Below are 19197 nucleotides of genomic sequence, written 5' to 3' on the forward strand. Positions count from 1 at the left end.
CCCGGCAACGCCTTGATTGGATTATGGCGCTGCCGGGACGCGTTCGTTCCCTGTTATCTGTCAGGCCGGTAGTCGATGGCGAGTCTGAGCAGGTTCTCTATCAATTGGCCAAGCTTGGCTGCTGTGTGCAGGTTCATGGGCCAGGGACTGTCCTCTGACGCAAGGTAGGATGACTGGGCCAGTTCAAGCTGCACAGCGTGTATGCCGTTCTGCGGCTGTCCATAATGGCGGGTTGTATACCCTCCTTTGAAACGACCGTTCAGCACATGGGTATAGCCGCCGTTCTGCTCGGTATGGCGTACAAGCTGCTCGGTCAGGTCGGCCGCGCAGCTTGCGCCGCCGTTTGTTCCGAAGTTGAGGGCTGGTAGCGTCCCTTCGAACAGATGGGGAATGTGTGAGCGAATGGAGTGTGCATCCCACAGGATTGCCCAGCCCCATTGGGCTCGCAGCCGTTCCAGTTCCGCTATTATGGCATTGTGATAAGGGTGCCAGTATGTGCCGATGCGCTCCTGTATTTCCGCCTCCGTCGGCTCCTGCTCCGGCAGATAAAGGGGAGAACCGTTAAAGGCATGCGTGGGCACAACGCCTGTGCTGGGGCGACCGGGGTAGAGTTCGGCATTATCCGCGCCCCTGTTCAGGTCCGTGACATAGCGTGAATAGCGCGCACGCAGGGTGCTCGCCCCCAATGCGTGCGCACAGGCGTACAGGTGGTCCACATACCAGTCCGTGTCGGGCAGTGTGCGGGCATAGGGTGTTAGTCGCGCCTCCATGCCGTGAGGGAGCAGTGTGCCCGAATGGGGAATGGTTACAAGGAGTGGCAGATGACCGGGGGTGTAAGTAAAAATATCGCTCATGTTCTTGGACCTGCTCGGGTTTAGTTGGACAGGAGCGGGCGTACCGCCTGACGGAATGCCTGACGCAGGGCGGGGGCGTTGTGGTGCTGTCTATCCCGCACCCGCCACTGTCCGGCGCTCATGACATGCAGCACCGGTGGTGCTGTCTGGGAAAAAATGGCGGCGTCCAGCACATCATCTCCCATCAGTTCGGGGAGCAGGAAGGCGTCAGTATCCAGCACGCACAGGTCCGCGCGGGCCCCGGTCTGCAAGCCCCACGCAGACAGGCCACAGGCCTGCGCGCCGCCTTTAAGGCTTTCGCGGTAGAGCCAGCCACCGGTTGAGCCCAGATGTCCAAAAGGCAGGCTGACGCAGCGTTTTTGGTGGTGCAGGCGTTGGCTATATTCCAGTATCCTCAGCTCTTCCCAAGGACTGAGGAGAATATTGCTGTCACTGCCCAGACCGAAACGGCCGTTGTGGCCGACATAGTCGGTCAGGGGAAAAATGCCATCGCCCAGATTGGCTTCCGTAATCGGGCACAGGCCAGCTATAGCCCCGGTTTTTGCCAGAGCCCGTGTTTCCGCCTCTGTCAGGTGGGTTGCATGCACAAGACACCAGCGCTCATCGACCGGGGCATGGGCGAGCAGATGCTCTATCGGCCGCTGGCCGGTCGCCTGCACGCAGTCCCGCACTTCCCGCATCTGTTCGGCAATATGGATGTGCACGGGCGTATCGGAGCCTGCGATGCGCAGGATGTCTGGAACCGCCTCAAGAGACACGGCACGTAATGAGTGCAGGCCGACACCAACACTGACCAACCGGGAGCCGTGTGTGGCCGCCCGCGTTGAAGCGACAATATCGGCTATGAGTTCGGGTGTGCTGGCAAAGCGTTTCTGTGCGTCCTGAAGAGGTTTTCCGCCAAAGCCGCCATAGGTGTAAAGAGTCGGCAGAAGGGTCAGCCCTATGCCCGCCTCTTCCGCAGCATTGGCGAGACAGAGGGAGAGTGTAGCTTTCCCGGCATAGGCCGCGCCATCATGTGCGTTATGCAGGTAGTGAAATTCGGCAACCTGTGTGTAACCCGCGCACAGCATTTCCGCATATAGATAGGCGGAAATGGCCTGCATCTGCTCGGGCGTTATACGGTGCGCGAGCTGATACATGAGCTTGCGCCATGTCCAGAATGTGTCGTCCGGATTGGCGCGCTTTTCTCCCAGACCAGACATGGCGCGTTGGAATGCGTGGGAGTGCAGGTTGGGCATGGGCGGCACAATGCAGTCCGCCCATTCCGCGTCGGCGGGAGCAGGGCTGTCTGGTGTGATGGCCGCGAAAGTGCCGTCCTCGGCTATGGTTATTTTGACATTCTGGCGCCATCCATCGGGAAGGAGGGCCTGTCGTGCAAAAAGATCAGACATCTGAAGTTCTGCGGGCTCCGGCTAGAGCCTCTTCATCAGTTTGAACGTATCCATTCAAACTGGTGAAGAGGCCCGATAAACAACGGGTTAGAGTAATTTTTCTGAACCCGGATTCAGTGAAATTGCTCTGGGAACGGTTCCGTTTCGAATCTATAACGGAATTGACATGGTTGTATATACATATATTGATGAGGTAGTCGAAAAACAAAAGGAGCAGGCTATGACGTGGGATAGTTTGTGGCTTGACGTCCATCTGGCGACTTCCGATCCGGAGCGGATATCCGCGGAAGATGGCTTTGGGTGTGTGCGCAATGGCGCTCTGGCCGTGCAGGATGGCAGGATTGCCTGGGTCGGAGCCATGGAGGATCTGCCTGCTCCAGCCCACACGCTTGCGCGCGAATTGCGTCATGGGCAGGGACTATGGATGACGCCCGGTCTGGTGGACGCCCATACGCATGTTGTGTTTGGCGGTGACCGGAGCGCCGAGTTCTCCCTCCGTCTTCACGGTGTGTCGTATGAAGAAATTGCCAGACAGGGAGGAGGCATTCTCTCCACGGTCAGGGCGACGCGCGAGGCGACACAGGAAGAACTCCTGCACAAGGCCATTCCACGTGTGCGGGAGATGATCGCATCGGGAACAACGGCCATAGAGATCAAATCCGGCTATGGTCTGCGCACGGAAGACGAGTTGAAGCAGTTGCGCGTTGCGCGTGATCTGGCACGGCAGTTGCCTGTTCATGTACACACTACGTTTCTGGGAGCGCATGCCCTGCCTGAAGAATATGCAGGCCGCGCCGACGATTATATCCGTCATCTGAGCGAAGAGATGCTTCCGCGTCTGATGGAGGAAAATCTGGTCGATAGCCTCGATGTCTTCTGTGAAAATATAGCTTTTTCCATAGATCAGGCTGAAAGACTGTTCAGAAAGGCAGGCGAGCTGAATCTGCCGGTGCGTATTCATGCGGACCAGTTGTCGGCAAGTGGGGGAGGGTTGCTGGCTGCGCGTTACGGCGCTCTGTCCGCCGACCATCTGGAATATGTGAACGAAGAGGCCGTCAGCTATATGGCGCAGGCCGGCACGGTCGCCATGCTGTTACCCGGTGCGTTCTATTTTATCAGGGAGACCAGAGTGCCTCCTGTCGCCCTGTTCCGTCAGTATGGTGTGTCCATGGGGCTGGCGACGGACTGCAACCCCGGCACCTCGCCGGTGCTAAGCCTGCCCGGTGTCATGAATATGGCCTGCACATTGTTCAGGATGACGCCGGAGGAAACATTCAGGGCGGTGACAACCGTTGGCGCGCGCGCACTGGGCGCGGAGCAGGAACTGGGCATGCTCAGGCCGGGTTATCAGGCCGACATGGCGCTATGGGACATGGCGGGCCCTCACGAACTGTCTTACTGGATTGGAGGCAGGAAGCCGCGTGGCGTGATTTTTGGCGGTCGTGTGGTGGTGGAGCCGCAGAGCGGCATGGTCTCCGCCTTCTCATAGTTCTGCAAGGATTTCGGGTGTCAGTAGTCAAATTCCGCCAGCCTGCCAGACGGTGCCCGGGGCAGGCGGACCCGGAGCCTCTATCCGGTTCTGGCGCGACAGAGGGTTCTAGCGCCCGTGGAAAGTAGGTTTGGTTCTGCTCCCGAGCGCGGCCAGACCTGCCTTTCGGTCTTCGCTCGCGGCAACGAGGGCGGAGAGTGTGCGTTCATACTTGATGCCGGCAGTAAGTGGCATGTCATAGCTGGCCAGCAGGGCGGCTTTGGCCATATGTGTGGCCAGCGGGCCTGCCTGTGCGATGCGTCCGGCGACTGCTATGGCGGTGGATACGGTCTCTCCATCTTCCGTTATCTGGCTGACCAGACCTTGCGCGCAGGCTTCCGTGGCATTGAGTCTCCGGCCCGCAAGAACCATTTCCATGGCGAGGGATTTGCCAACGGTGCGGGTCAGCCTCTGCGTGGCGCCTGCGCCGGGAATGATGCCCAGTGTGGTTTCTGGCAGGCCGAAAACGGCGTCCGGCGCTGCAATGATGATATCACACGCCATCAGTAGCTCCAGACCTCCTCCCAGCGCGTATCCCTGCACTGCGGCTATGATGGGGGTCTGACAGGCTGCAATCTGGTCCCAGTGTTCGCTGAATCCGCTGGTGTAAAGGGCGATCGCGCCGCTTTCAGCCAGTGTGCCCACATCCGCTCCTGCGGCAAAAGCCCGTGACTGGCCGCAGATTACAATGGCCCGCACATCCGGTGTGGCGTCATAATCCTGTATGGCTGCTACAAGTTCGGCAAGCATGGGCAGGCAGAGCGCATTCAGCTTCTGGGGGCGGTTGAGAGTGATCTGCCCGATATGTCCATGTTGTTGGCGGAGAATGAATGTTTCAGTCATTGCTGGCGACCTTGCGTGCATGGACGACCATCCGGTCTCTTTTGTTGCGGGCTGATGTGGCGATCTGTTCCGTCCACGGGTAAAATCCACGTCCGGTCTTGGTGCCAAGCGCGCCCTCACTCACCAGTTGTGTGACCAGAGCTGGAATATGTGGGTCGTTACTTAACTCGGGCATAAGAATGGCGGACACATTCCGCACCGTATCCAGCCCGGCCATGTCCATCAGGCGGAGTGGGCCACATGCGGCCCAGCGTGGCGCCAGTGTGCTTTCTACCGCCAGATCCACATCGGCGATGCTGGCTATCCCCTGCTCGACCAGAAAGAGGGCTTCGCGCAGCATGGCGTACTGAAGGCGGTTGACGACAAAGCCCGGGCAATCCTGTCGGACAATAATGGAGGATTTTCCAGCCTTTTTTGAAAGAGCCTGAGCCTGAACTATAATCTCTTCCGATGTGACTTCTCCCGGAACAATTTCCACAAGCGGCATAATCTGGGGCGGATTGAACCAGTGGATGCCAATCAGTCTCTGGGGAGAGTTCAGGGCCGTGGCGAGTTGGGTAATGGGCACGCTTGAGGTGTTGGTGCTTAACAGGCATGTGGCGGGAACCTGCTGTTCGATCTCACGCAGGACCGTTTTTTTCAGCTCCGGGTCTTCAGTCAGATTTTCACTGACCACATCAGCGTCTTTCAGGCAGGCATTCAGGGACGTGGTGTAGAAAACGGGAGCTTCAGCACTGCCTGTGCCTGCCTCCACAATGGTTCTGGCGGTATCCAGCGTGGCCTGACTGCGTGAATACAGGGCGACTTGCCACCCGAGAGCGGCAAACACGCTGGCGATGCCCGCTCCCATGGTGCCAGCCCCCACAACGGCAATTTTGCCCTGGGTCTTGTGTGATGTATCCGACATTATCTGCTCTGGCCCGGCTTAAATTACGTGGTCTGAGCGGAGTTGTGCGATCTGTGTATCGGACAGCTCCAGTTCGTCGTGCAGAATTGCGTCGGTGTCAGCGCCCAGAACCGGAGCCGCAAGATCGGGCGCAGGATTAAGCCCATTGAAGCGCACGGGTTGCGGGATAATCTGCGTGGGACCGGCAACAGGATGGTTCACCTGCTTTACGACGCCGCGTTTCTGCACATGTGGACTTTCCAGTGCTTCGGCAAGATTGTTGACCGGAGCGGCGGGTATACCTGCCGTGACCAGCGTGCTGGTGGCCTCCGCTGTTGTCAGGTGGCTGGACCATGCGCTCAGGATGGCTTTCAGGGCATCCTGATGCTGGTAGCGCTGTGCATCCGAGCTGAAACGGAAATCCTGATCCAGTTCGGGCTGTCCAATGGCTTTTGCCAGACGGGTGAACAGGCTGTCATTGGCGACGGCGATGACAATCTCTCCATCCACTGTCGGGAATGTGTCCATTGGCGCACTGATGGCATGGGCGTTGCCCAGTAGGCCGGGCGGTGGATCGCCTCCCATCAGTCGGGCGAGTGAAACAACCTGAAGCGAAATAACGGCATCCAGCATGGCAATATCAACATGTGTGCCCTTGCCACTGATCTGGCGTTGCAGAATGCCCGCCAGCGCTCCCCACGCGCCATACAGGCCGGACACCACATCGGCGATGGGGTCGCCCACCCGTGTCGGCCCGGTGGAGGGCCACCCGGTGCTGCTCATGATCCCGCCTATGGCCTGAATGACGTGATCATAGGCGGCACGCTGGGCGAGGGGGCCTTCCTGTCCAAATCCCGAAATGCTGACATAGACAAGTCCGGGGTTGATGGCGTGGAGGCTTTCGTAATCGATGCCGAGCCGGGAAGTCACACCGGGTCTGAAGTTTTCGACCAGAATATCGGAGTTTTTGACAAGTTTATGAAAGATGGCCATGCCATCGTCTTTTTTCAGGTCAAGGGTGATGCTTTTCTTGCCTCTGTTGAGGAGCATGAAATAGGTGCTCTCTCCGTTGAGGTAAGGCCCGAATGATCGGGAGTCATCGCCACCGTCGGGCCGTTCGATCTTGGTGACATCCGCGCCAAGATCGGCCAGCATGGCCGCGCACAGGGGGCCTGCCAGAACCCGTGATAAATCAAGAACCTTTACGCCCCGCAACGGCAGGCAGGGTGATGATGCAGAGCTCATGGGCATTCTCCTGAAGGTGAGGGGCGGGGTGTCAGGGCATCCCGCACACAGGCCCTGAGGACATCCGTGTCCATCAGCGCACGGAGAGCGCCAAGTTCGGGGTGAATCGCGGTATCACCGTGACGTGGGGGAACATGGGCGCGAATGGCCTCGTACGCCGCCTGAACGCCTCGGCCAGCACGCAGGGGTTGATGGTATTCCAGCGCCTGCGCCGCACACAGAAACTCTATGCTGATGACATCAAGCGCGTTGTCGGCCGCCGTAAAGGCCTTTTGGGCCGCGTAAATTCCCATACTGGTGTGATCTTCCTGCCCGGCACAGGTGGACAGGCTGTTCACGGAGGAGGGGGCTGCAAGACACCTGTTCTCGGCTGCGGCTGCGGCTGCCGCATAGGGAGGGATCATCAGACCCGACAACCCGCTTCCCTGAGGGGCGAGGAAAGGGGGAAGACCGCTAAGGTAGGTATTGGTCAGCCGGTCGGAACGGGCCTGCGACATGTTGCTGATGGAGGCGATGGCGATTGCCAGAGTGTCCAGCGCCAGAGCGGTTGGTGCTCCATGCCCGTTTCCCCCCGGCAATGCTTCGTAGCTGTTGTTGCGCCAGAAAAAGACCGGGTTGTCCGTAACCGCGTTTATCTCTGTTTCCAGAACCTGTCCGACATAGGTCATGGCATCCCGCACGGCGCCATGCACCTGTGGAATACAGCGCAGGCTGAGCGCATCCTGCAGGCGGTGGTCCCGGTTGGCTGCCATGATCTGGCTATCGGCCAGAAGCTGCCTCAGAATCTCAGCAGTTTTTATCTGGCCAGGATGGGGGCGCAGGCTTTGCAGGTCCGCGTCATAACCCCGGCTGTTCCCACGCATGGCTTCCAGCGCCATACATCCGGCCAGATCGGCCAGTTCCAACGCACGGCGGGCATGGTCGAACGCCAGTGCGCCGATGGCTGTAATTTCGTATGTGCCGCTGATGAGCGCATGTCCCTCCCGGGGACCGGGGGTGAGCGGCGTCAGCCCGGCACGCTCCATGGCGACACGACCCAGCAGGCGTTCGCCTTTATAGGTGGCTTCCCCCTCTCCAAAAATGACAAGACCGATGTGGGCTGTGGCGACCAGATAGCCAACGGAACCCTTGGAGGGAGAGCAGGGAACAACGCCTCTGTTCAGCATGGCGGCCATTGTGTTCACAAGGGAGGCGCTTACTCCGCTATGCCCCTGCAGGAGTGCCCGCAGCATCGTGGCCATTATGGCGCGGACAACCGCGTGGGGGTGCGGCGCACCTATCCCGCAGGCATGACTGCGGAGCATGCCAATCTGTCCGTTGCTGATTTCTTCAGCCGAAAGCAGAACAGAATACTGATCGCCAACTCCTGTAGTCAGACCGTAAACGCGGCGTTTCTGGGCAATGGCGTCCTGTAGGCTGGCCTGTAGTTCATGCAGTCTGGCAAGCGCCGTCTCGTCCAGAATAACAGGGGCGCCATGGGCGATGGCAACAATTTCGGCAATTGTGGTTTTATGCGTGCCCAAGGTGACGGGCGTTATGTGTGGATGTTTTTTCTCACGGGATGTTTCGTGCTGAGCAGTCATGAAACCTGAAACCCTTATCCTGCCGGTGCGTAAGAGCATGACGAATCATCTTGTATATACATTAAAAAATATTACAAGATCGTATTGATATTTTGCTGGAACACAGCGGCTGTGCAGGATGGGGGTGAAGAGCCGTTGACTGGGCCGTTTCAACGGCGGCGATCGTCTCGGTTTCTGTGGGCGATAGTTGTTCAGTGTATGGACTGAACGAACGGGTCGGACAGGCAAGAACGAAGCGGCAAAGAGCTGGCGTGATGCCCGAGATGGTCGATGGGTGTTTGGGGCGTGTTTTGGTGGTTCTGATCCGTGATGGTTCTTTGCTCCGCGACTGATCATGCGGGGTATAAAGACCGGCCTGTAACGCCGGAACCTTGCCCGACGATGTCAGGCAAGGTGTTTTCTGAGAAAATGTCCGGAATCCGGCTTACGCAGCGATCATGCGGCCTGCATCCATCGCCTGCAGCAATCCGGAAAAATCACGTGGCAGTGCATCGCCGATCCGGACAAAGGGAAATGTTTCCCGGACTATCTTCAGGATGGATTGCAGCCCCGCAGGTATCTCTGCTTCACGACGCAGTTCAGCCGCCTGTGCGGCGACGACAAATTCGATGGCAACAATTTTCTTTGTCAGATCAAGCATTTCTTTCAGTGTGGAGATTGTGAATACACCACCTGTTTCCCGGTCTTCAATGCCTTCCGCTTGGGATGTTGTTGTTACATCGAAAGATGTCGGAGCCGCTGCAAATTTGAGTTTATAGGCGTAACTCGCTACCAGAATCTGATACATTGCCAGACCGCTTTCTGACTGTTCCGCGGTGCCAACCAACCCTGTGGGCAGGCCGGACCAGAATTTGTCCAGAAGTTTGATCGTGCACTCCTGTGATGCGAATGCTGGTGGAACAAGCGAAATTTTTACAAAATCGAGTGCTGATGCAACATTCTGTATCTCCCAGTTGGGCGCGTGGAGAACAGTAGCGCTTTCCAGATCAACCACGGGGTTCCCGGCCGAGGAATTCAACTGATTTGAAATGACTCTCCGGGTGTATTCCAGACAGTCCCGAAGGCTGCCTGTCAGATAGGCCGTGTTGCGAAAGCTGCATGGATCTTGGAGATTTCGGGGCTGGTCGGTGTGGAAGAGGGTGCTACCCTGAAGGTAGGATCGCATCTTTTCGGAGCTTTCGGTAAAACCTTTGACCTTTTTCAAAGCGGCGACACGTTCGTCCAGTGGAGACAGTTTGGCTGCAAATCCTTCCAGACTCAGGGCTGCGGCAGCCTCCATGTTGCCCAGAAGAGTTCCAAGATCATGGAGCAGTAGGGCTGCCTGGGCATCGGTCAGGGTTGTCTGGCCCAGTAATGTCAAAGCTTCGCCGTAGGAAAGGTCAAAATCTCCAACAAGACCGATAGCGAAATCTGCATTGGTTAAAAGCAGATTGCCGTCAGCATGGACAGTGAAGGTATCGCCCCAGTTCAGGCCAGCGACAAGATGTTCAACCAGTTCCAGCCGCACGCCTGAGACCCCGGAGGCATATTGGTTGATCAACCGGCAAGTCGCCGCGCGGACAATCTCCTCCTTGTAAAGAGGTCCCTGAGCCAGTTGGTGGAATTCAAGCATCCGCCGGTTGAAAAAAGCCACATCGCCATCGACATTTGCCCGTTTCAGGACGCCTACTCCTGTATTCAGGCCATAAACGGTTTTTCCGCTCTTGTATGTCTCATCAACAATCATGCGGGATCGCCTGATACGTTCGCGAGCCAGATCTGTGAGTTCGATCCGCGCTTTTTCCCGGGCGACACGCACGAGTTCTTCAATTGTCAGGCTGGAGCCATCGAGAAAAACAGTCATATTTTACCTCAAGATTCAGGGAAAGGAAGAATTGTGTCAGATATTCGCATATCGTTGGGGTGCTCCGCGCAGAATTGCGGGAATGGCTATGGGCAGTGTGATCACGCAACAGATGAGAACGGCTATGCCCAGCTTGCTCATGGAGGCATGATCTATGATGTACCCGCCCAAAGGAGCGCCAATCGCGTAACCAACGCGTTCGGCGCCGCCGCACATGGTGCCCAGCCGACCGGTCGGGTCCAGAGTGGTCGAAGTGGCTGGGACAAAGCAGTAAAGACTGGTTGAAAATACCCAGTGAATCACGATGGCGGCTGAATATCCGCCCGTATTTTCCGCAACACATATAAAATATGACCCTATTCCTGTCCCGATAACGCTGATAGCAAGCATTTTGATATTGTTTATCTTCTTGAGCAGAACGGAGAGGGTAAGAAGGGCAGCAACGCTTGATGTGATGCCGATATTGTCAATGCGAGAGAGAAGTGGTGCGGGAATATGTATGTTTTCAGCGACATGCACGGAAAATGACCATGCCATGCTGACGGCAAGAGATGTTGCTAACGCCAATGACATGAGACACCATGCGGGAAAGCCAAGCGTCTGTTTTGTTTTTATGGTTTTATGGGCGCCTCTCCCAGTTTCCCAAAAAACGTGTCAAAAACGGGAATGGTGAGAATCAGCAGTGCAATCAGCATGGGGGTGATTGCATTGATTAAAATAAAAGTGCGTTGCGGATTGGCTGTGTCAGCTGCAGCGCAGACATAGCTCCGGGCCAGAAAGGCCTGCGATATGCCAAGCATCGTGGCGGCCAGCCAGAGCATATTTTCCGGGATGACATGCCCGGCAAGCAGCAGATTGCTCGACAGGCACCCTGCGGCGCCAAGCAGCGCACCTTTTCGGATGAATTTCTGCCCTATGAGCTGTGGCAGCACAAACATGATGGCGGCAAAGAATATGAGATCGAAAAAACAGAAAACCCCTGCTTCAGTAGCTGTTTTCTGATATCTCGACATTATGGATGTAACCTGAAACGGTATGATCGACGATCCAAGATAAGCAAGACAGCAGGAGGCGCTACATCCACTCAGACGACGCATGAATATGAATGTGTTGTCCATGTCGGTGTGGCTTTCGAGGTTGTTCACTGTGGGGATCGGAACCGGGACTTGAAAACATTTCTTTTGTAAAACGTCTTTGGAAAGCCGTTTTGACTGGACTGGGATTTTTTATCTTAATGTATAGACAACTTAATTTGCGTTATGCGTTCGGGGTTTGTCAATATGAAACTGCAACGAAAAATACGCGAAGAAAAATCTTGTGTCGTTTGAGTGTTTTATGACTGTGATTCTTTTCAATAAAGCTATCCTTCTTCGGATATCCTGACTGAGTGTTTCCTTATAAAATAATAAATTTTCTGTAGAATCGTTACTGATAGGGAATCCCCTGACTTATCCGTGCATGTTTTGCTCAGGTGTTGGGTCAGTCGGCGAATGATGAGGAGATGGCAGAGTTTCCCGTATGTATAGACATTGAGGGAAGGGTGGCCTGTTATTTGTTCGGAACGTAATTATTCTGAGAGTGACGATAAGAGTTTGTGAATGTGTCTGGAGTCACGTAGCCAGATCATGGCGCTGACAAAGCGACCAGCACCCGTCAGCGGAGAGTGTTTTCTCGTATTGCGGAACGATCCAACGGAAACACCTGACGTGGTGACGTTCCCGAAGACGTGGACTGTCATGGATGACGCGAAGTATTTCATTGTGATCATGGCAATGTTTTTACGTGACGGGGTATTTTGGTTTCCCTGCCCGTTGCGAAAGAGGCCTTACGCGCAGAGCTTCAGGTCTCCCCACTCCGATTTCGGAAAGGATGAAGCGACAGTGCGGCGGCGCAGAGCAGACTGCCGATGCCGCTCAGGGCAACCACCCAGCCCATGGGCCAAGGCGTGCCATCGGCGAACGCTCCGATCAGACCTGAGCCCACAATGCCGTTGCCATATTGCGCCGCCCCAACGAACGCCGAAACCGAACCTGATCGCGCTGGTGACGTGTTGAGGGCGCCGGCGATCGAGTTGGCGACGATGAATCCGGTCGCCGAAGCAAAGATGAACAGCGGGACGACCAGCCCCCATAATCCTCCGCAGCCGGTCCACGCAGCGAGTGCGACCGGTATACCCGCGACGGCCGCCAGAAACGTGCCAAATCGCAGCATGCGGTCGCTGCCGATCCTGTGGGCCAGTCGGACATTGAGCATGTTCGTCGCCATGATTCCGATAATCCCTGCTCCGAACAGCAGGCCATAATAGCGGGGCGGAACATGGTAATAGGAAATGTAGGCGAATGGCGTGCCCGCGACATAGGCGAACATGCCGCCATAGAAGAAAGCACCGGCGCCCGTATAGGCCATGAGGCGAGGTGTCGTGAGAAGTTCGCCGTAGCGCAGGAAGGCGCGCGACAGAGGCTCGTGGTGACGACGATCGGGCGTCAATGTTTCCGGTAAGGTGGCGACAGCCGCGAGAGTGGCGATACCGACGCCTCCCAGAAGACCGAAAACCGACCGCCAGCCGCCCAGAGCTAGAATCTGTGCGCCCACGATCGGTCCCAGCAACGGTGCGATGGCCATGACGGTGATCAGCGTCGAGAGCATCCGGACGGCATGATGCCCCTGATACAGGTCGCGGACCATCGCGCGGGATAGGACGACCCCGGCTGAAGCGCCGAACGCCTGCACGATCCTCCATGCGATCAGACTGCCGATACTTCCGGAACAGGCGCACAGGATAGAGTCTGACTGATATCGTGACCGAGCGCTTCGATGCGGGTGTGCGTCTTGGGGAGGCGATCGCGAAGGACATGATTGCCGTCCGGATCGGGCCTGAACTGCGGATGGCGATGGTTGGATCGCCTGCCTATTTCAAAGGGCGTTCTCCACCGCAAACACCTCATGATCTTGCCGATCACCAGTGCATCAACCTTCGTTTTCTTACTGGTGGCGGACTTTATAGCTGGGAACTTGAGAAAGACGGACGTGAAGTCCGTGCCCGTGTTGACGGTCAACTCGCCTTCAACAATGTCGATATGATCGTCCGGGCCTCGTTGGCAGGTTTCGGGCTCGCCTTCATCATGGAAGATCATGTGGTCGAACACATCAAAAAGAAACGTCTTGTGCGGGTCATGGAAGACTGGTGCCCGCCTTTTCCGGGATACCACCTGTATTATCCAAGCCGCCGGGAGCCTTCTGCAGCGTTTGCGCTTCTCGTCGATCACCTGCGCTACAGAGGGTAGAAAGTGTTTTTTTTGAGTGTGTGGCTTTATTTTTCACGTTTATCCCCTTGACGTATGTTTATCGTAAGGGATTCACAACAGTAGTCTGTTAGGTTCCCTAAGCGACCTATATCGAGGCCATGAAGCGCCTCAGCCGTATAATCCGTCCGCAATGCAATCGCACCAGCCATCTCCGATCCTCCCTCACAAGACAGAATCAGAACTGACTGGCCACGTCACTTCACAGATGAGTCAGACGTAATAGCTGTTGGTATCAGTTACTCGCCGCTCCGCATTGTGAGCGGGCGAATAGATATAGTCGAAGTCAGGCCAGCCTTTATTCATGATGCCTGAACGGTCACGTTGTCGGCCGTCATCCTAGAGGGTGTTATGTACTTTCTGGCGTGAGTGTTGCAGAACAGCTGGATGAATACTGCACGCAAACCATATCCATCTGATATCAGTGACGAAGAGTGGTCTCTGATTGTTCCGTATCTTCTTCTGATGAAGGAAGACGCGGAACAACGGCATCATGATCTGCGGGATCTGCTCAACGGTCTTCGATATATGATCCGTTACGGCATTGCGTGGCGGACGATGCCGAACGATCTTCCGCCGTGGACTGCGGTTTATCAGCAATCCCGGCGCTGGATGGAAGCGGGATGTTTCGAGGCTGTTGTCCACGATCTCCGGGCTGTGCTGCGGCTGGCTGCAGGAAAACAGGCTGAGCCGACAACGGCGATTATCGACAGCCGGACACTGCGTTCGACACCGGAGAGTGGATCGCGCGCTGGGTATGATGGCGCGAAAAGAAAGAACGGATCGAAGCTTCACATGGCGGTCGATACCCTGGGGCATCTTCTGGCCCTGCACGTCACCCCGGCAAACAGGGACGACCGGGGAGAAGTCGGTCCGCTGACGGAAGCCATTCAGCAGGCAACAGACGGGAGCGTTGAACTTGCATGGGCCGATCAGGGCTATACCGGATCAAAAGCGGCGAAAGCCGCTGAAGAGCAGGATATCACCCTCGAAATCGTCCGGCTGCCTCGGGCAAAACGGGGTTTTGTGTTGCTGCCCCGCCGATGGATCGTGGAGAGATCGTTCGCGTGGGCAACACGATGCAGAAGGCTCGTGAAAGACTACGAGCGCTGCGCTTCAACCCTCGCCGCAATGCACACCATCGCAGGTTTCATGCTGAAAAACGCAGCCAGCCTGCTCTGCCAAAGTGCATAACACACTCTAGGGCGTGTTGTCAGTTAATTCCGATGATGGCGGAAACGAGTTGCACTGCTGCGAGGAATGTTGATTTCAGCTTGTCGTAGCGTGTTGCAATGCCTCTGAACTGCTTCAGCCTGGCGAAGAAGCGTCCAATGATGTTTCTGTTTTTGTAGAGCTGGAAGCTGATTTTCCGTGGATTGCGTCGGTTTTTCCTTGAAGGGATAACCGGTGTGATCTGCCGTTCTTCAAGCATTTCAATGAGCGGATCGGCGTCATAAGCCTTGTCGGCAATAAAAGCTTTGGGATCGACCTTATCCAGAAGAGGTTCTGCTTCCGTGATGTCCGCTCTCTGCCCGGGCGTCAGGGACAGGGCAACCGCCTTTCCTGCGGCATCGACAATGGTGTGGATTTTCGAAGTCAGTCCGCCACGAGACCGCCCGATGGCCTGATCCGCGCCCCCTTTTTACGGACACTCGCACTGTGCTGGTGAGCCCGGACAATCGTGCTGTCGATCATCATATATTCGTTGTCGCGATCGGTAGCCAGATGCCGGAAAATCCGTTCGATCACGCCGCTTTCGCACCAGCGACGCAGTCGCCGGTGGACGTTCTTCCAGTCACCAAAACGGACAGGCAGGTCACGCTAGGGAATGCCGGCACGGTAACGATACAGAACCGCTTCCACGGACAGACGGTTATCGGCAGCCGCTCCACCGACATGACCTTCGCGACCCGGGAGAAGATCTTTTATCCGTTCCCACTGGCTGTCACTCAGGCCATATCGTCGCATTCATTTTCTCCCTGAAAACAGGGAGAAAACATCACAGATCAGATGGAAGTACAAGCCTCATAGCGTCTGATGCTAACGGACGACATGCTCTAGCGAAGATTTCCTCAAGCTGTGCGTCAGTCAGGCCGGTGGCTTATCAGACAGTCCTGAGACAACTTCAACAGGGCTGTTTTGGTCTGTCGCATCTCAGAAGCTTGCGTCAACGACAGCAAACAGTGTGACGTTGTCACCATTCGAATAGGACCTTCTTCCAATCTCCGAAGCGCGCAAGGAAGATCACGCCACGGAATGTCGGCACGATAGCGATACAACGCGGCCTCTACGAACAACGATTATCCGAGATGTGCCACCGACATGGCCTTCATGCCCGGGAAAAAGGTCTTTTATCTGTTCCCACTGATCATCTCGTAAGCCATACCCGCCGCTCCTCCTGAAACCGAGGAAAACAATCACCACAGGGAGGCAAGAAAGTACAATTCTCAGCGCTTAACTGACGACACGCCGTAGAATGCGTATAAATCTTTTTTGCAGCGCAAGTCGGACAGAATTTAGCGCATGTTTCACAAATGCAGGACGTTTTACCGAACGACAGATTAATCCCTTGATGTCCTGTTTTCGAATGGCGACAGAAAAAAAATGGGCGTCGTCCAAGCGTGTCAAACCTTTTGCACGTTTTTCAAGCAGATTGATCAGTTCAGAGTGGCCAGAAATTCCAGCCTGATTGGTAAGAGAGAGCGCGGAACTGGCCAGCGCATCGTAAGCTATTCTGGTACGCGTTAACTCAGAAATTTCTTTGCTGATGCTGCCAGAGCGCTGTGTGTAAAGGTAGAGTGGTTGATCGATCAGAATAAATCGTGCGCCTTTTAAAAGCGCGCTGACGGAAAAATAAAAATCTTCTCCATGCCGCATATCTGTTTGGTAACGAAGTTTGGTTTCAGAAAGAAATTCATTTCGGAAGACAGGCTTCAGCAGTCCCCAGTCCACGGACTTTCCATCTACGATATTGTGACTCAGGAAATCTCTTAGCGTAATGCGTTGACCATTGAAATCTCGTGTCGCTTTGGCGGCTTCCGTCACACAAGCCGCGCCAGCATCATAGTAAAGCAGATCATCAGCGAGAATATCGGCTGACACGTGGTCGATCATTACAGAGAACTGTTCCAAACGATTGGGAGCGAAAGCATCATCTGCATCAAGAACAGCAATCCAGTCACCTGTTGCGTTCTCAAAGCCAAGATTGCGGGCTGCGGAAGGGCCGCCATTTCTGAACGTTTTCAGAAGACGTATACGAGGATCTTCTTTTGTCATGTCTGCGACTTTGTCGCGGGTGCTGTCCGTAGAGCAATCGTCGATTATCAGAATTTCCTTGGGCGGTATTGTCTGTACCTGAACTGAATGAATGGCTCGATCGAGAAAGGCTTCAGCATTATAAGCAGGAATAACCACAGAAAACGTGATGGTCATTGTGCGCAGGCCCAGTCATATGCGGCTTCAAGGCGTGCCGTGCAGGTTCTGATGTCGTGATTCTCTTCAATATAGACGCGGGCATTTTTTCCAAAACGGGTCGCCAGTGCGTCATCGGTCAGGAGAGTGATCAGATGACGCGTCAACGCTTCGGTATCTTTCTCCTGAAAAGCAAATCCGGTCTCAGCATCTATCATACCCTCGGTGGCTCCACCGTTGGCAGATGTGACAACTGGCACACCACTGGCCTGAGCTTCCAGAAGAACTAACCCAAGCCCTTCCGCGTCCCCATTGGACGCGGTAATACTGGGTAGACAGAAAGCACGGGTGGTTTTCATAAGAGAGCGAATGGTTTCAAGAGTGACGGCGCCTTTGAAACTTACTGCGCCTATCGAGGAAGCTTGTTGTTCCAATGCATCTCTCTGTGGTCCGTCTCCGGCGATAATCAGTTGTGCATCTGGCACTGCATGCCTTACGTGCCGGAAAGCCTCCAGAAGGATAGAGGGGGCTTTCTTTTCGACAAGACGCCCGACAAATAAGATGACAGGCCCGCGTTCGCCTATCGGTGGGGCCGAAGGCTGAAAACGTTCAATGTTGACGCCGATATGACAAATGGAAATACGGTTTGCGGGTATTCCATTGCGAATAGCCGATTCTCTGATCGGTCCCGACACGGCAATGAAACTGACCTGTGGATACTTGGCGAGTCTTGCCAGCCTGCGTGGATAATCCTTCCAGCGACGCCCTCCTGAACCCGATGCAAACCAGTCCATATTCGTATGGATGTCAGATCCGTGCAGAGTGACCACCAGTGGAACACCGAGGCGACGGGCAATCGGCCAGGCTTCGACGCCGTCAAAGCCAAAATGTGCGTGAATGAGGCTGGGATTCACCCGCCGTGCGATCCGCATGATCCCGGGTGGAGGGAGGTCAAGCCGACGGGCAATCGCGCCACATGCTTTTTGCAAAAAAGTGGCGGCGCCCTTGTAGACGGATTGTACCCGTAGTCCTTCCAGTGGAAGTTTATCGACCTCGCGTTCGCCGATCAGCACAGGTTTCCAGCGATGAAGCCACAGAGCCTGATCCCGCACGAAAGTCTCTGAAAGCGGCAGGATTTCAGTGCGATAAATGGCGACGGTCTGATTGTTTGTCGTATTCACAATGCGATGTTCCGGGAAGCGTTCGGGGGTAAGGAGTCTGTCTACGACGTCAGCCCATGTCGGAATGTCCAGTGTGATCGGATCGGTGCAGGTGAGAGCTCCCCGGATAGCAGTCAGGATCGATGTCCTGTTGCCGGGCACATAGCCAAACCGGCTTCTGTCTTCGCCGGCGGTGAATTCTGGACAGACAGCCGGTTTTCCAAAAAAAGCGAACTGCTTGAGTTTGAGAGAAGTATCAAAAAGATACCGTGGAGTGTTGGCGTTTTTATAGGGCGCGATACCGAAGGCGCAGTTCTGTACGTAGTCCAGCGTTTCTTCAAACGGCATTTCGTCGTGGACGATGATATTGGGACGCCTGTCGAGTAATTCAGCCGCTCGTCCGGCTCCGATGACGTGAAAATCCAGATCGGGGAATTCCGGTGCCGCCAGATTGAAGAAACTGGCGTCAAAGAGCATGGAGCCAACTGAGACACAGGCCAGACGTCCCTTGAACGGAGTAGGACGGGTCCGTTCCATCAGCTCGCGATCCACCCCCTGTGGGGCGAAAATCGCGTTCCGGCTGTGTGGCATGCCGTCCAGCAGAAGCCGGGAGGGGAGGCGGACAAGGTCTATCTTGTCGAAATGCCGGACAAATTCCTTCTGGATCGTTTGGGCTGCTCCGACTACGGCAAGGTCGTCGGAAGCGAGATAGATAATTCTGGCTTCCGGGTTCAGGCGTTTGACGTCGGAGATATAGACGGTCGCCATACCGGACTCGATGAAAACCACGTCCGCCTGTTGTATCCATTGCTTCAGGATGGATGGCATGCGCCAGCGGTAGAAGCAGAACATGGCTGTTTCCAGCGGCCGCGCTCCGGTCTTCATGATTCGGAAGGGATGCCATAAGCCGCGCTGGAGATAACACTCCACGCCATTTTCCACTTCGACCCGGTTCGCGCGCGATGCCAGATCCGTGCGTGTATCGCCTCGATGTTCGGAAAGACGGCTGAGGCCGGTGGAATAGAATCTCACCTGACCACGTTTTGCCAGTTCGGTTGCGATGAAATGTACGCTGGCCTTGCGGCGGGAACGGAAGTCATGCACAGAAAGGACGAGGAAGTTGGTCATGATGAAACGTGTTTCCTCCGGTT

At 55.6% G+C, this 19197-nt stretch carries 15 protein-coding genes and 2 pseudogenes; 3 read left to right on the plus strand and 14 right to left on the minus strand.

Going from position 1 to position 19197, the window contains the following annotated elements; genetic code table 11:
• Window positions 1–53: 53 nt before the first annotated feature.
• Both hutG and LKE90_RS01070 read right to left on the minus strand, forming a co-directional pair.
• Window positions 54–854 carry an N-formylglutamate deformylase gene (hutG, locus tag LKE90_RS01065; RefSeq protein WP_291500973.1) on the minus strand — a complete coding sequence of 267 codons (801 nt, stop codon included), beginning with the start codon at window positions 852–854 and terminating at the stop codon, window positions 54–56.
• Between the two features lie 20 nt (window positions 855–874).
• Window positions 875–2245 carry a formimidoylglutamate deiminase gene (locus tag LKE90_RS01070; protein WP_291500974.1) on the minus strand — a complete coding sequence of 457 codons (1371 nt, stop codon included), beginning with the start codon at window positions 2243–2245 and terminating at the stop codon, window positions 875–877.
• Between the two features lie 220 nt (window positions 2246–2465).
• Between LKE90_RS01070 and hutI the strand changes: the two genes are divergently transcribed.
• On the plus strand, window positions 2466–3734 hold the full coding sequence (gene hutI, locus LKE90_RS01075) for an imidazolonepropionase (RefSeq protein ID WP_291500975.1): 1269 nt from the start codon (window positions 2466–2468) through the stop codon (window positions 3732–3734).
• Window positions 3735–3842: 108 nt separating this feature from the next.
• Here the strand turns inward: hutI and LKE90_RS01080 are convergent, their stop codons facing one another.
• The 8 genes from LKE90_RS01080 to LKE90_RS01115 form a co-directional block, all read right to left on the minus strand.
• A complete protein-coding gene (locus tag LKE90_RS01080; protein ID WP_291500976.1) occupies window positions 3843–4616 on the minus strand; it encodes an enoyl-CoA hydratase-related protein in 774 nt (257 codons plus the stop codon).
• A complete protein-coding gene (locus LKE90_RS01085; protein WP_291500977.1) occupies window positions 4609–5523 on the minus strand; it encodes a 3-hydroxyacyl-CoA dehydrogenase family protein in 915 nt (304 codons plus the stop codon). The genes LKE90_RS01080 and LKE90_RS01085 overlap by 8 nt, the downstream gene beginning before the upstream one ends.
• Before the next feature lie 18 nt (window positions 5524–5541).
• Entirely contained in the window at window positions 5542–6747 is a 1206-nt protein-coding gene (locus LKE90_RS01090) for a CaiB/BaiF CoA transferase family protein (protein WP_291500978.1), read from the minus strand.
• Window positions 6744–8330, minus strand: a complete 1587-nt coding sequence (locus LKE90_RS01095; protein WP_291500979.1) for an HAL/PAL/TAL family ammonia-lyase — start codon at window positions 8328–8330, stop codon at window positions 6744–6746. The genes LKE90_RS01090 and LKE90_RS01095 overlap by 4 nt, the downstream gene beginning before the upstream one ends.
• A gap of 424 nt (window positions 8331–8754) precedes the next feature.
• Complete coding sequence (locus tag LKE90_RS01100; protein WP_291500980.1) at window positions 8755–10173, minus strand: aromatic amino acid ammonia-lyase; 1419 nt, start codon at window positions 10171–10173, stop codon at window positions 8755–8757.
• Between the two features lie 36 nt (window positions 10174–10209).
• The gene (locus LKE90_RS01105; protein ID WP_291500981.1) at window positions 10210–10746 is read right to left on the minus strand and encodes a hypothetical protein; all 537 of its coding nucleotides are present in this window, start codon (window positions 10744–10746) and stop codon (window positions 10210–10212) included.
• Window positions 10747–10784: 38 nt separating this feature from the next.
• Window positions 10785–11186, minus strand: coding sequence for a hypothetical protein (locus LKE90_RS01110; protein ID WP_291501385.1), 402 nt, complete (start codon window positions 11184–11186; stop codon window positions 10785–10787).
• A gap of 826 nt (window positions 11187–12012) precedes the next feature.
• On the minus strand, window positions 12013–13074 hold the full coding sequence (locus LKE90_RS01115; RefSeq protein WP_366509514.1) for a multidrug effflux MFS transporter: 1062 nt from the start codon (window positions 13072–13074) through the stop codon (window positions 12013–12015).
• Here LKE90_RS01115 and LKE90_RS01120 point away from each other — a divergent pair.
• Window positions 12972–13457, plus strand: a complete 486-nt coding sequence (locus LKE90_RS01120) for a LysR substrate-binding domain-containing protein (RefSeq protein WP_291500983.1) — start codon at window positions 12972–12974, stop codon at window positions 13455–13457. The genes LKE90_RS01115 and LKE90_RS01120 overlap by 103 nt on opposite strands.
• A 405-nt stretch (window positions 13458–13862) precedes the next feature.
• Window positions 13863–14669, plus strand: a complete 807-nt coding sequence (locus LKE90_RS01125) for an IS5 family transposase (protein ID WP_291500984.1) — start codon at window positions 13863–13865, stop codon at window positions 14667–14669.
• A 19-nt stretch (window positions 14670–14688) separates the two neighbouring features.
• Here the strand turns inward: LKE90_RS01125 and LKE90_RS01130 are convergent.
• The 4 genes and pseudogenes from LKE90_RS01130 to LKE90_RS01145 form a co-directional block, all read right to left on the minus strand.
• Window positions 14689–15443, minus strand: a pseudogene (locus LKE90_RS01130) (IS5 family transposase).
• A 247-nt stretch (window positions 15444–15690) separates the two neighbouring features.
• Window positions 15691–15893 (minus strand): annotated as a pseudogene (locus LKE90_RS01135) (transposase); the annotation flags it as partial.
• A gap of 36 nt (window positions 15894–15929) precedes the next feature.
• Window positions 15930–16907 (minus strand): glycosyltransferase family 2 protein, encoded by a 978-nt coding sequence (locus LKE90_RS01140; protein ID WP_291490998.1) that lies wholly within the window; start codon window positions 16905–16907, stop codon window positions 15930–15932.
• Window positions 16904–19174 (minus strand): GumK N-terminal domain-containing glycosyltransferase, encoded by a 2271-nt coding sequence (locus LKE90_RS01145; RefSeq protein ID WP_291490999.1) that lies wholly within the window; start codon window positions 19172–19174, stop codon window positions 16904–16906. Before LKE90_RS01145 ends, LKE90_RS01140 begins: the two co-directional genes overlap by 4 nt.
• Window positions 19175–19197: the final 23 nt, after the last annotated feature.

This window comes from Acetobacter sp. (assembly GCF_022483985.1).
Classification (GTDB): Bacteria; Pseudomonadota; Alphaproteobacteria; order Acetobacterales; family Acetobacteraceae; genus Acetobacter.

Excerpts from the sequence above, each read along its gene's own strand:
- LKE90_RS01125 (WP_291500984.1), top strand. The coding sequence starts at position 13,863 with ATGAATACTGCACGCAAACCATATCCATCTGATATCAGTGACGAAGAG.
- LKE90_RS01095 (WP_291500979.1), bottom strand. The coding sequence starts at position 8,330 with ATGACTGCTCAGCACGAAACATCCCGTGAGAAAAAACATCCACACATA.
- LKE90_RS01100 (WP_291500980.1), bottom strand. The coding sequence starts at position 10,173 with ATGACTGTTTTTCTCGATGGCTCCAGCCTGACAATTGAAGAACTCGTG.
- LKE90_RS01080 (WP_291500976.1), bottom strand. The coding sequence starts at position 4,616 with ATGACTGAAACATTCATTCTCCGCCAACAACATGGACATATCGGGCAG.
- LKE90_RS01145 (WP_291490999.1), bottom strand. The coding sequence starts at position 19,174 with ATGACCAACTTCCTCGTCCTTTCTGTGCATGACTTCCGTTCCCGCCGC.
- LKE90_RS01070 (WP_291500974.1), bottom strand. The coding sequence starts at position 2,245 with ATGTCTGATCTTTTTGCACGACAGGCCCTCCTTCCCGATGGATGGCGC.
- LKE90_RS01090 (WP_291500978.1), bottom strand. The coding sequence starts at position 6,747 with ATGAGCTCTGCATCATCACCCTGCCTGCCGTTGCGGGGCGTAAAGGTT.
- hutG (WP_291500973.1), bottom strand. The coding sequence starts at position 854 with ATGAGCGATATTTTTACTTACACCCCCGGTCATCTGCCACTCCTTGTA.
- LKE90_RS01085 (WP_291500977.1), bottom strand. The coding sequence starts at position 5,523 with ATGTCGGATACATCACACAAGACCCAGGGCAAAATTGCCGTTGTGGGG.
- LKE90_RS01105 (WP_291500981.1), bottom strand. The coding sequence starts at position 10,746 with ATGTCATTGGCGTTAGCAACATCTCTTGCCGTCAGCATGGCATGGTCA.
- LKE90_RS01140 (WP_291490998.1), bottom strand. The coding sequence starts at position 16,907 with ATGACCATCACGTTTTCTGTGGTTATTCCTGCTTATAATGCTGAAGCC.
- LKE90_RS01110 (WP_291501385.1), bottom strand. The coding sequence starts at position 11,186 with ATGTCGAGATATCAGAAAACAGCTACTGAAGCAGGGGTTTTCTGTTTT.
- hutI (WP_291500975.1), top strand. The coding sequence starts at position 2,466 with ATGACGTGGGATAGTTTGTGGCTTGACGTCCATCTGGCGACTTCCGAT.